This window comes from Enterobacter sp. UPMP2061, from assembly GCF_053709615.1.
Map to the genome: position 1 here is coordinate 1 of NZ_JBSKJP010000013.1, position 11,987 is coordinate 11,987.

The 11,987-nt window shown below is 54.1% G+C and carries 10 protein-coding genes; 7 read left to right on the forward strand and 3 right to left on the reverse strand.

Annotated elements, in window-relative coordinates; translation table 11 throughout:
- The first annotated feature begins 243 nt into the window (after positions 1-243).
- On the forward strand, positions 244-1,197 hold the full coding sequence (locus tag ACWKXX_RS19045) for a nickel/cobalt transporter (RefSeq protein ID WP_032620763.1): 954 nt from the start codon (positions 244-246) through the stop codon (positions 1,195-1,197).
- 33 nt (positions 1,198-1,230) lie between these two features.
- Here the strand turns inward: ACWKXX_RS19045 and proP are convergent, their stop codons facing one another.
- Positions 1,231-2,733 (reverse strand): glycine betaine/L-proline transporter ProP, encoded by a 1,503-nt coding sequence (proP, locus tag ACWKXX_RS19050; protein WP_015570231.1) that lies wholly within the window; start codon positions 2,731-2,733, stop codon positions 1,231-1,233.
- Positions 2,734-3,379: 646 nt separating this feature from the next.
- On the opposite strand from proP, the gene kdgT reads away from it, so the two are divergent.
- On the forward strand, positions 3,380-4,372 hold the full coding sequence (gene kdgT / locus ACWKXX_RS19055) for a 2-keto-3-deoxygluconate transporter (protein WP_017382657.1): 993 nt from the start codon (positions 3,380-3,382) through the stop codon (positions 4,370-4,372).
- Positions 4,373-4,405: 33 nt separating this feature from the next.
- On the opposite strand, the gene ACWKXX_RS19060 is transcribed toward kdgT, so the two are convergent.
- Together ACWKXX_RS19060 and crfC are read right to left on the reverse strand one after the other, a co-directional pair.
- Positions 4,406-5,284 (reverse strand): YjcZ-like family protein, encoded by an 879-nt coding sequence (locus ACWKXX_RS19060; RefSeq protein ID WP_261665796.1) that lies wholly within the window; start codon positions 5,282-5,284, stop codon positions 4,406-4,408.
- Positions 5,281-7,635 carry a clamp-binding protein CrfC gene (gene crfC, locus ACWKXX_RS19065; protein WP_015570228.1) on the reverse strand — a complete coding sequence of 785 codons (2,355 nt, stop codon included), beginning with the start codon at positions 7,633-7,635 and terminating at the stop codon, positions 5,281-5,283. The genes ACWKXX_RS19060 and crfC overlap by 4 nt, the downstream gene beginning before the upstream one ends.
- Before the next feature lie 591 nt (positions 7,636-8,226).
- Here crfC and ACWKXX_RS19070 point away from each other — a divergent pair.
- From ACWKXX_RS19070 to phnE, 5 genes are all read left to right on the forward strand, one after another.
- On the forward strand, positions 8,227-8,562 hold the full coding sequence (locus ACWKXX_RS19070) for a zinc ribbon domain-containing protein YjdM (RefSeq protein ID WP_003860206.1): 336 nt from the start codon (positions 8,227-8,229) through the stop codon (positions 8,560-8,562).
- Between the two features lie 80 nt (positions 8,563-8,642).
- Positions 8,643-9,074 carry a VOC family metalloprotein YjdN gene (gene yjdN, locus ACWKXX_RS19075; RefSeq protein WP_063624395.1) on the forward strand — a complete coding sequence of 144 codons (432 nt, stop codon included), beginning with the start codon at positions 8,643-8,645 and terminating at the stop codon, positions 9,072-9,074.
- A 173-nt stretch (positions 9,075-9,247) separates the two neighbouring features.
- Entirely contained in the window at positions 9,248-10,036 is a 789-nt protein-coding gene (phnC, locus tag ACWKXX_RS19080) for a phosphonate ABC transporter ATP-binding protein (protein ID WP_003860210.1), read from the forward strand.
- 23 nt (positions 10,037-10,059) lie between these two features.
- Positions 10,060-11,076, forward strand: coding sequence for a phosphonate ABC transporter substrate-binding protein (gene phnD, locus ACWKXX_RS19085; protein ID WP_454540841.1), 1,017 nt, complete (start codon positions 10,060-10,062; stop codon positions 11,074-11,076).
- 117 nt (positions 11,077-11,193) lie between these two features.
- Complete coding sequence (gene phnE / locus ACWKXX_RS19090; RefSeq protein WP_017382653.1) at positions 11,194-11,973, forward strand: phosphonate ABC transporter, permease protein PhnE; 780 nt, start codon at positions 11,194-11,196, stop codon at positions 11,971-11,973.
- Positions 11,974-11,987: the final 14 nt, after the last annotated feature.

An 11,987-nucleotide genomic window follows, 5' to 3' on the forward strand; every position in this document is an offset into this window, starting at 1 on the left:
CCGACCGGGTTATCTGTGAAGTGATTCACATCCGCCGTGTCGATGGAGGCGCATTATAGGGAGTTCCCGAGCGACCGCAACAGAAAAGTTGCAAAAAAATGACTGACTGCTGTATTCCCCAGCAAAACCCCGCCTTATACCTTTTTACACACAGACTTATCCACAATCCATTGACGATCCCGGTGTGATCCAGCGATTTGAACACTATACTAGCGGCAAATATTTCTCTCGCGGGCCAACCTCATGACGACACAACGACTTCAACGTGACTGGCGTATCCCAACCGCCGGGCTCGCCGTGCTGGTGTTACTTATGGCAGGTTTTGCACTGCATACGCACTGGAATGCTTTTATTCAGTGGTGCCTCGCCACCCAGATCACCCTGCACCGATATCTGGTGATGTATCTGCTGCAACTTAATAATCATCAGTACAGCGGTGGGCTATGGTTGTTAACCGGTGCGTTTCTTTATGGTGTACTCCATGCCGTTGGACCTGGGCACGGCAAATTTATCGTCACCACGTATCTCACCACCAATAAAGAGAGCCAGCTCGCGGCGCGCGTCGTACCGTTTATCGGTAGCATGATGCAGGGCGTCAGCGCGATCGTCTTTGTCTTTATCCTGGCGGTTGGATTGAACCTCGCGTCAGGAGATATCAGCACCAGCCGTTGGTACGTCGAGAAAATCAGCGCCGTGCTGATTGCCGTCTTCGGTGCGTTTATCATTTATCAGGCGCTCAGCAGCCTGCGTCCGCGCAAAATGGCGATTAGCGCCATCAAGCCGCTTCAACAGCATAATGAACGCTGTGGCTGCTGCCATCACGGCGTAGGGGTGGATCTGACTAAAAGCGACTGGAAAACCCGTCTGGGCGTGGTGCTGGCCATTGGCGCACGCCCGTGCAGCGGGGCAATTATGATCCTGATGTTCTCGAATGCGCTCGGTATTATTAGCTGGGGGATTGCTGCTGTGATGACAATGTCGCTGGGCACGGCGCTGTCGATTATGGGGCTGTCGCTGGCAGTACGTTACGCGCGTGAACGCACAGTAACCTGGTTTGGCGGCGGCACGTCCCTGAACTGGGTAATGCCGATGGTCAAAATTGCCGGAGGGGTTGTTCTGATACTGTTCGCGACGATCCTGTTCCTTACGGTGATCCCCGTCAGCGCCGGCGGCGACTATATTGCCGCAGGATGCTAATAAAAGAAAACCCGCCAGCGGCGGGTTTTTTTATCACTCGTTAATTCGCGGATGCTGATCGACAAGGCGAGAGCGTTTTGTCTGGAGCGCCTCAATCTCTGCGTCAATATCTTCAATCTTCTGCTCTACATTATCGTAGTGCTCACGCAGGATCTCTTTCGCTTCCTGAATATCAGACGCCGCAGGCGTTGCCCCTTTCAACGGACGATTCGCCGTCTCCTTCATGGTAATACCGGTAATCAGGCCGATCACCGCAATGACCATCAGATAGTAAGCAGGCATCATCAGGTTCTGCGTGCTCTCCACCAGTGAAGCAGCAAGCGTCGGCGTCAGGCCCGCAATCAGAACGGAGATATTAAAGGCTGCCGCCAGCGCACTGTAGCGAATATGCGTCGGGAACATTGCCGGCAGCGTAGAAGCCATCACCCCGATGAAGCAGTTGAGGATCACCGCCAGCATCAGCAGACCGGCGAAAATCAGCCCCAGCACATTGCTGTTAATCAGAATAAAGGCCGGGATTGCCAGTGCGAACAGGGCTACGCTGCCGAGAATAATGAATGGCTTACGGCCAAAGCGGTCGCTCAGCAGCCCCATAATCGGCTGCACAAACAGCATACCCACCATGATGGCGATAATAATCAGCACACCGTGGTCTTCCGAGTAGTGCAGGTTATGCGACAGGTAGCTCGGCATGTAGGTCAACAGCATGTAATAGGTCACGTTGGTGGAAATCACCAGACCAATACAGGTCAGCAGGCTGCGCCAGTGTTTGGTCGCAATCTCCTTGAACGACACTTTCGGGCCATCCTGTAACCCTTCACGGTCACCCTGCTCCAGCTTTTCAACGTGCTGCTGGAACGCAGGCGTCTCTTCCAGGGCGTGACGCAGATAAAGCCCAATGATGCCCAGCGGCAGCGCCAGGAAGAACGGAATACGCCAGCCCCAGTCAAGGAAGTTCTCTTCACCCACTACGGTTGAGATCAGAACCACAACCCCCGCGCCCATGACAAAACCGGCAATCGAACCAAAGTCCAGCCAGCTGCCCATAAAGCCACGTTTACGGTCCGGAGAATATTCAGCGACAAAAATCGATGCACCGGTATATTCGCCGCCAACGGAGAAGCCCTGCGCCATCTTACAGATCAACAGCAGAATCGGCGCCCATATACCAATAGTTGCATACGACGGAATAAGGCCGATACAGAATGTACTTATCGACATGATGACAATGGTAATAGCCAGGATCTTCTGGCGACCATATTTATCACCCAGCATGCCGAAGAAAAGGCCACCGAGAGGACGAATCAGGAAGGGAACGGAGAACGTACCCAGCGCAGCAATCATCTGCAAGCTGGGATCGGCACCAGGGAAGAACACTTTACCAAGTGCATAGGCCACAAAGCCGTAAACACCAAAATCGAACCACTCCATCGCATTACCGAGCGAGGCCGCTGTAATCGCTTTGCGCAGTTTCGCGTCATCAATAATGGTGACATCGCGCAGCGTGATGGGTTTTACTTTTTTCCTTCTAAGCATAGCTTTCCTCGTAGACTCAGCCCCGTCCGTTTCACAGCGCATTTTGCAAGCTGTGAACCAGAGATCCGCTCCATGCGAATCTCCTTATTCAAGCGTAGCAGGTTTACTTACATTGACGTTTTACCTCAATACAACCGAACCTGTTGACGCCTGTCTGGGCAGTTAAAGACCTTTTTACCCTACCAGCGTTTATATATGTGATCAACTTCACACTTATTTTTCCTGTTCGTAAGTTGCCTTCAGCTTTTGTCAATTCACGATAAATAAGGTCATTCTAAACCCCCTTATCAAACAGATCTTAACGCCCGTTATTATTCCTCCCCAAACAAAATGCAAGCACATTTTTTCACAGCGAATTTACACAAAATTCAATTATTAACAGTGGGCAATCCTGTTTACATTCAATATGTGACGAAGATAACTAAAACAGCGTTTTATTTTCGTTGAATCACAATTCCAAAGATCGCATGATAAATCCGAACACGATATCCCAGCAGCTTTCAAATGAAGGAATGCTGAACACCTGAATTTCGCTCTACAGCATAAATAACGAATCGATTGGCCCCAAAAAAGGCAATCGTTTGAATTTGTTGATCTATTTTTTGAGCTTTCCGCCAGCCATGCGGACGAGATGTGAGGGTTAATGATGAAGATTAAAGCAACAATAGAACGCATCCCGGGCGGGATGATGCTGGTCCCGCTGGTACTTGGCGCGATATTAAATACGCTAGCCCCGAATACCGGTGCTTATTTTGGCGGTTTTACAAAAGGTATGATTACCGGAACGGTACCGATTCTGGCAGTCTGGTTCTTTTGCATCGGCGCATCTATTAACTTGCGTGCAACAGGTACGGTATTACGTAAATCAGGGACGCTGGTCATTACTAAAATTGCGGTCGCCTGGGTTGTTGCCATGATCTGTGCAATGTTCATTCCGGAGAATGGAATTCAGACCGGCTTCTTCGCCGGATTATCTGTTCTGGCCATAGTCTCAGCAATGGATATGACCAACGGCGGTCTCTATGCCAGCCTGATGAATCAATATGGCACCAAAGAAGAATCGGGCGCGTTCGTGCTGATGTCCCTGGAGTCGGGTCCGCTGATGACGATGTTGATTCTGGGTTCTGCCGGCCTTGCCTCTTTTGAACCACACCATTTTGTCGGGGCGATCCTGCCGTTCCTGATTGGTTTTGCGCTGGGCAACCTCGATCACGATCTGCGTGATTTCTTCAGCAAAGCCACCCCGGTACTGATCCCGTTCTTCGGCTTCGCGTTGGGCAATACCATCAACCTGAACGTGATTCTGGAAACCGGCCTGCTGGGCATTGTGCTGGGTGTTGCCGTCATCGTCATCACGGGTATTCCACTGATTATTGCAGACCGCGTCATCGGGGGCGGCAACGGAACCGCGGGCGTGGCCGCCTCTTCGGCTGCAGGCGCTGCGGTAGCCAACCCGGTGATTATCGCCCAGATTAACCCGGCCTTTGAACCCGTGGCCGCTTCCGCCACGGCTCTGGTTGCCGCCAGCGTGATTGTGACGGCAATTCTGGTCCCTGTCATCACGGCACTGTATGCCAGACGCTTTGGGCATGTGCCTGAGTCCCGGACAGAACCTGAAGCGGTAGAAATGCACCACTAACCCTTTCGCCCCCTCCTTAAAAAGAGGGGGCAATCACGTACCAAATATCTCTTCCACCATGCCATCCACCAGCCGTTTTGCCGAACAGAGTCTCGGCATTCCCAGCGCGACCGTTTGCCAGCTCTGCGTCACTGACCAGCTCACCGGATGTTTATCCGCCTGACACCAGTCCCCCAGCCAGCCCAGCATATCTTTATAATCAATCAGACCGGGAGAAGCGGGCGTCGTCAGCCACTGATGGTAAAAATGCCGGGTGGTGGGAGAAGCATTAATTCCCTGTGCCAGATAGTTTGCGGCCATGCTGCGCAGATTATCTTTCAGCATGGCCGCCACATCGCTATTCGCCAGACGACAGGCATCGCCAAACGCCCCCCAGCGCAACTCTTCCAGCACGATAAAGCAGCGGCCAGCCAGCGACCAGCCGTCATACTGCCCGGCTCGCCAGCGGGTAAAAATTTGCTCACTGTGCTCACCCGCCTGAACCGTAAGGCCGCGCTGCGCGAGCGCTTTCTCTTTATAGGCGGCACGCTGGTTGAAATGTGAGGAGAGCTCTTCGTACTGTTGCAACAATCCGGGCGGTTGAGGGAGGCGTGGATTCACCTGCTGGCGCAGGGCTACCAGCCTGTAGGACATACGGGTCAGCGCAAGGTGTCCGGGGTCGAGCATACCGGCCAGTTTCTCCGCCAGACCCAGCCGCAGCGCTGCATTTTCGTTGAGCATTCCCGCCATTGCCCACGGCCGCAGCCGGGTCTGCGTAATGATCTCCTGCGTCAAACGCTCACGAAATTGCAGTTGCTGTGGCCCCAGGAGGGAGTGACGTGCAGCGTCCGCCCCCTGGACCAAATCGACCATAAATTTTGGATGAATACACTCCAGCGTCCGCCCGGGACCGTCCAGTAGCTGTGTTGTCATGGTTGCTCTGCCGCGAATAAGGTTTGAATATCATCGCGTAACAGTCGGGTATCTTCCTGAATCCACGCCGCAGTAGTCATACTTTGCTTCAACAACTGGCTAAGCGCCCGGGTTGAATGTTCATTCTGCTGCCGCACGGCAAGGCTATCACGCAAGCTTTCCTGTAACCCGGTCAGGCACAACGAAAACTCTGCAAAGAACGTTGCCATACCTGCCGTAACAGAGACATCGACCTGCGCGGCCAAAGCTTTACGTATTTGATCGCAAAACTGATCGATATGTTGCGTAAATTTGCCATGAAGCTGAACGATGTCGATGACATAGCGTGTGCGCGTCACGACATACTCTTCCCAGCCCCAGCCGGGATTATTGAGCCAGCGCGAGACGGTATTACGTACGCTGCCTGCCCCTGCTGGCTGACTGGCGGGAGGGGTGTCCTGCACAATGGCATCATTAAATAAGCCGCGCGTATTGAAATTAAGCTGGTTTGCCTGAAACGCCGGGAAGCTAATCCGCGCCCGAAATCCGGCATGACTGAGCTGCTCCTTAATTCGCGTCTCGATGGGTCGCATCGCCTCATTCAACGATCGGGCGAGCGTAGACTCCAGCTGATCGAAGCGTAACGCCAGCTCCCGGCCAATTCTGCTCTGCGCATTCAGCATAATCTGCTCGCATGACGATCGGATCTTGCTCAGGACAATCTGCGCCTGCCCTTCATCGTCAAGCACCAGCTGCTGGATCGCATCCGCGTCGTCTGCACGCAAACTGGATGGCTCGCGCCCTGCTAAATCAAGAATAGACGGGCGGCTAAAAATGTCGCCCAGCGCCTGGTGAAGTTCACCTTTCTGGCGAAGCAGGAATGCATCCGTTGTGTTGAGCGCCTCTTCAACTTCATGCTGGACCTCATCGCTCACCACGCTCTGCCGCTGACGCAGCAACGTCATATCCTCTTCCAGACGCGCAATATTCAGCTCCAGCTCATCAAAAGCGACCGTCAGTCCCTGATGGCGAAAATCCAGGTATTCTCTGGCATTTTGCGCATAGTTCAGCAGCTTATGCGATGCCGACCGCAAAGCGAACAGCGAGGCGTTGGCGTAAGCCGCGTAAATCAGTTTGCGGATGGGCTGTTCGAACAGCGAATCCTCCCACAGCAGATCCGCCGCATGGCGAATATGGTCAATATCGTCCAGGTCGGCCGTTCGCCAGCGGCGGCCCAGCGCGGCCTCGGCAAAATCCTGTACCCAACGCTGATCCTGATGATCGGGAAGGCGCCCATGAACGTTCATCTCATAGCGGGCGCGGTTTGCCAGATAGGCCCACATAGAAGAGACCGGATAAATTTGCCCCGGAGAAATATTTCCTTTCATCAGCGTGCCGGAAATCATCGCCCGCACCTGCTCTTCATCGTCGCTGTTACGATCTTTCTGATCGAATTTGTTGACCAGGGCGTAAAGCGGTACGGATTTGCCGGCAGCCGAAATTGCCTGACGAACCTCCGCATCAGAAATAGATTTAAGCTGTGTATAGTCCATCACCGCCAGCACGGCGGAGGCGCGCGCCAGCTGCTCGCTGAGCATTTTTTGCAGGTGCGGCTGACCGGCCTCGTTCGGCCCCGGCGTGTCGAGCAGCGTCAGTTGCCCCAGGTGCGCATCCAGACCGGCGAGATGCACAAACTCCACCTCAATCACCGGAATATGTTCTATCGCGGCATACTCAGAGAACGGAAACTCCACGCCCAGCGCCTGAGACAGCCGCACCAGATCGTTCAGGCTTTTCAGACAATGAAAGATGGGCTCCGCGCCCAGGTGATGTTTTTCAAACGCCTCACCTCTTTCTATGCGCTCCAGCAGCGTATTCATGTCCTTGTCGATTTCCAGACGCCGCGCCAGCTTGCCGCGATCTTTATCGCACAGTTTTTTCTGCAACTGGGTAATCAGGGTATCGATGGGCGAAACGTGCAAAAAATGCAGCACCGGCTCCTTCTGGCCCGGCGTATGGCGGATCAGCGTGGGAAGTGCCGTCATCGGACGATTGCGGTTCGGCAGCACTTCCGTGCCCACAATCGCATTAATGGTGGTCGATTTTCCCGCTTTCATGGTACCCACAATCGCCAGCACCATTTCGAGGCGGGTTATTTTGCGTAATTCGTTATTCAGCATCGCCTGCTGAGCGTCGACACCCCGTGCGCTAAAATGTAACGGCAAAACGTTGTTATTAACGCCGCTCATCGCAGCGGCTGTGCTATCCAGCTTTGCAATCGGCATAGATTTTAATGAATCAAGATTGTTCAGAGCGAGCTGTAACAATCGTTCAGCTTCCTGGCTTAATTCAAATATGGTCTGTGTGTGCATGATAAAAGCCTTCCCTTAACGCAAATTTATTACTTTTATTAAGCCACGATGTTTTAATTATACTTTTCAGGCTTATATGATCACGTATGGAAAACATGTTCATTTAATACAACTAACTGAAGATAATGAGAATTTAAAAACCACCCTCGTAATACGTGTAAAACATCCCCTGGCCAGAAAGCCAAAAGTGAATAGACAAAACGCATTTTCAGGAAACATCAGGATATATCATCGTTATTTACCCACCAAAAAAGAGAGGTATTCCCTGGCGCCAAAAGATGTATGGCGTCAGAAGAGGATAGATAAATAACGGCTTGTTCCTTCACCTTATCCGAAATGGCACAGCGTAGCAATTTGCTGTAATAAAATATTCGATACATTTAGCATGATTACGATCTCTGCCGTTCAGGGCTTAAGATTCCCTTAATTCACTGACAGTTCGTGTCATCGCTTGCGCATTTATGCGCTATTTTTATAAAACAATATCACCGACAAAAGTGGGGATTTGCGCTATACTCGCTGCCTTTTTCGGCACACTGCCGTCATTTAGCTGGCGTTTTCCAGCGTGTTAACACTTTTGAGGATACCAACATGCAACTTCCACACTGCCCGAAATGCAATTCTGAATACACCTATGAAGACAATGGCATGTTCGTTTGCCCGGAATGCGCCCATGAATGGAACGATGCGGAGCCTGCACAGGACAGCGATGCGCTGATCGTGAAAGACGCGAACGGCAACCTGCTGGCAGACGGCGACAGCGTTACCGTTGTGAAAGATCTGAAGGTAAAAGGCAGTTCCTCCATGCTGAAGATCGGCACTAAAGTCAAAAATATCCGTCTGGTTGAAGGCGATCATAATATCGACTGCAAAATTGACGGCTTCGGTCCGATGAAACTGAAATCTGAGTTCGTGAAAAAGAACTGATTGTCCCGCCCGGTGACGCTTCGCTTACCGGGCGTTCGGGAACTACACTTAACGGGCTTTTCTTACGTGAGGTAAAGATTATGCCGTTAAGTCCCTACATCTCTTTCGCCGGCAACTGTGCGGAGGCGACCGCCTTCTATCAGCAGGCCGTCGGCGCAGAGCTCCTCTACAAAATCACCTTCGGCGAAATGCCCAAAGACGAAAACAGTGAAGAAGGCTGTCCGTCAGGCATGAACTTCCCGGATACCGCCATCGCCCACTCTAACGTCCGCATTGCCGGCAGCGATATCATGATGAGCGATGGTCTGCCACCCGGCAGCAGCGCGCAGTACGCCGGATTTACGCTGGTGCTCGACACGCAGGACGTGGATGAAGGCAAACGCTGGTTCGACAACCTCTCTGATGGCGGCAATGTCGAAATGGCCTGGCAGGAGACTTTCTGGGCGCACGGATTCGGGAAAGTCACCGATAAATACGGCGTGCCGTGGATGATTAACGTCGTTAAACCGTAGGCCACATAAGCGCAGCGCATCCGGCAACAGCGCCCGGAGACGCTGCGCTGACCGGGCCTGCGGTGATTGTCATCAAACTCCCCTCAACTCTTCAAATTCCCGCAACCGAGACTTAACCCAAATGTCATATTGATGCGCCAGCATGAGGCCACATTTATCGTGAGGCCCGGCACATGCAAACTGTCATTCGCGTCGAGAAACTGAGCAAAACCTTCCATCACAACAAGGCGCTGCATGCCGTTGATCTGACCGTCCAGCAGGGCGAAATGGTGGCGCTGTTGGGGCCGTCTGGTTCAGGTAAATCAACCCTTCTTCGTCACTTGAGCGGCCTGATTACCTGTGACAAAACGCCGGAAAGCCGCGTCGAACTGCTGGGTAACACCGTGCAACATGCGGGGCGTCTGGCGAGCGATATTCGCAAAAGCCGCGCCCAGACGGGCTATATCTTTCAGCAGTTCAACCTGGTGAACCGCCTGACCGTGCTCGAGAACGTGCTGATTGGCGCGCTCGGCAGCACCCCGTTCTGGCGCACCTGCCTGCGCTGGTTCTCCCCATCCCAGAAGCAAGAAGCCTTACAGGCGCTGACTCGCGTCGGCATGGCGCATTTCGCCCACCAGCGCGTCTCCACGCTCTCCGGCGGACAGCAGCAGCGCGTCGCCATCGCTCGCGCCCTGATGCAGAAAGCCAAAATCATTCTGGCCGATGAACCTATCGCCTCGCTGGACCCGGAATCGGCCCGCATCGTGATGGAAACCCTGCGCGACATCAATCAGAACGACGGCATCACCGTGGTGGTGACGCTGCATCAGGTGGATTACGCCCTGCGCTACTGCGAGCGCATCGTCGCCCTGCGTCAGGGCCATGTGTTCTTCGATGGCGCAAGCCACCAGTTTGATAACGAACGTTTCGATCATCTCTACCGCAGCGTAAACCGCGTCGAAGAGCGCGCGCAGGCTGCTTAACGTCCCTATAACGAGGAATGGACATGAACTACAAAGCCGTTGCCGCGCTGGCCTTCACCAGCATGTTCAGCATCAGCACCCTGCTAAGCCCTGCTTACGCTGAGGAACAGGAAAAAGCGCTGAACTTTGGCATCATTTCAACGGAATCACAGCAAAACCTGAAGCCGCAGTGGGAACCGTTCCTGAAAGATATGGAAACCAAACTGGAGATCAAAGTAAACGCCTTCTTCGCCCCGGACTACGCGGGCATCATTCAGGGAATGCGCTTCAACAAAGTCGACATCGCCTGGTATGGCAACCTCTCTGCTATGGAAGCGGTAGATCGCGCGAACGGCCAGGTCTTCGCCCAGACCGTTGCGGCAGACGGCTCCCCGGGCTACTGGAGCGTGCTCATCGTTAACAAAGACAGCCCGATCAACAATCTCAACGACATGCTCGCCAAACGCAAAGAGCTGACCTTTGGTAACGGCGACCCGAACTCCACTTCCGGCTTCCTCGTCCCTGGCTATTACGTCTTCGCGAAAAACAACGTCTCCGCCAGCGACTTTAAGCGCACGGTCAACGCCAGCCACGAAACCAACGCCCTGGCCGTGGCGAATAAGCAGGTTGACGTCGCCACCAACAACACTGAAAACCTCGACAAGCTGAAGACCTCCGCGCCGGACAAGCTGAAGGAAATCAAGGTCATCTGGAAATCACCGCTGATCCCGGGCGACCCGATCGTGTGGCGCAAAAACCTCTCCGAGAGCACCAAGGACAAGGTCTACGACTTCTTTATGAACTACGGCAAAACGCCGGAAGAGAAAGCGGTTCTGGCGCGTCTGGGCTGGGCACCGTTCCGCGCGTCCAGCGATTTGCAGCTGGTGCCGATTCGCCAGCTGGCGCTGTTCAAGCAGATGCAGGGCGTGAAGGACAACAAGGGTCTGAAGGAAGAAGAGAAGACCAGCAAAGTGTCGGAAATTCAGGCGCAGCTGGACGATCTCGACCGCCTGACCGCCGCGCTCGGTGCCATGACCAGCGTGAATAAAGCGGTGCAGTAACGCTTTTCTCCCTCTCCCTGTGGGAGAGGGCCGGGGTGAGGGCATCAGCACGCACATTTCCCCCTCACCCTAACCCTCTCCCTCAAGGGAGAGGGGACTAAACCCAAAGGAGCCAACATGCAAACCATCACCCTCCCGCCACCAAAGCGCAGCTGGTTCTCGCTCATAAGCTGGGCCGTTCTGCTGGCGGTGCTCGTTATCTCCTGGAAGGGCGCGGAGATGGATCCGCTGCTGCTCTTCAAAGATTCCGGCAACATGGCGACCTTCGCCGCCGACTTCTTCCCGCCGGACTTCAGCCAGTGGCAGGACTACCTCGGTGAAATGGCGATCACCCTGCAAATTGCCGTCTGGGGCACCGCCCTCGCCGTGATCCTCTCCATTCCGTTTGGCCTGATGAGCGCCGAAAACATCGTGCCGTGGTGGATCTACCAGCCGATGCGTCGCCTGATGGACGCCTGTCGCGCCATCAACGAAATGGTCTTTGCGATGCTGTTCGTGGTCGCCGTCGGCCTGGGTCCGTTCGCGGGCGTGATGGCGCTGTTCATCCACACCACCGGCGTGCTCTCCAAGCTGCTCTCCGAAGCGGTTGAAGCCATCGAGCCCGGCCCGGTGGAAGGCATCCGCGCAACCGGAGCGAACAAAATCGAAGAGATCCTGTACGGCGTCCTGCCGCAGGTGATGCCGCTGCTCATCTCCTACTCCCTGTACCGCTTCGAGTCCAACGTTCGCTCCGCCACCGTGGTCGGCATGGTGGGCGCAGGCGGCATTGGCGTCACCCTGTGGGAAGCCATTCGTGGTTTCCAGTTCCAGCAAACCTGCGCCCTGATGGTGCTCATCATCGTCACCGTCAGCCTGCTGGATTTCCTCTCTCAACGTTTGCGTAAGCACTTCATCTGAGAAGCGAGGCTTTG

Bases quoted from the DNA above. Each gene is read 5' to 3' on its own strand.
- phnD (WP_454540841.1), top strand. From the start codon at position 10,060: ATGAACTACAAAGCCGTTGCCGCGCTGGCCTTCACCAGCATGTTCAGC.
- yjdN (WP_063624395.1), top strand. From the start codon at position 8,643: ATGCCGTTAAGTCCCTACATCTCTTTCGCCGGCAACTGTGCGGAGGCG.
- kdgT (WP_017382657.1), top strand. From the start codon at position 3,380: ATGAAGATTAAAGCAACAATAGAACGCATCCCGGGCGGGATGATGCTG.
- phnC (WP_003860210.1), top strand. From the start codon at position 9,248: ATGCAAACTGTCATTCGCGTCGAGAAACTGAGCAAAACCTTCCATCAC.
- ACWKXX_RS19045 (WP_032620763.1), top strand. From the start codon at position 244: ATGACGACACAACGACTTCAACGTGACTGGCGTATCCCAACCGCCGGG.
- ACWKXX_RS19070 (WP_003860206.1), top strand. From the start codon at position 8,227: ATGCAACTTCCACACTGCCCGAAATGCAATTCTGAATACACCTATGAA.
- crfC (WP_015570228.1), bottom strand. From the start codon at position 7,635: ATGCACACACAGACCATATTTGAATTAAGCCAGGAAGCTGAACGATTG.
- ACWKXX_RS19060 (WP_261665796.1), bottom strand. From the start codon at position 5,284: ATGACAACACAGCTACTGGACGGTCCCGGGCGGACGCTGGAGTGTATT.
- proP (WP_015570231.1), bottom strand. From the start codon at position 2,733: ATGCTTAGAAGGAAAAAAGTAAAACCCATCACGCTGCGCGATGTCACC.
- phnE (WP_017382653.1), top strand. From the start codon at position 11,194: ATGCAAACCATCACCCTCCCGCCACCAAAGCGCAGCTGGTTCTCGCTC.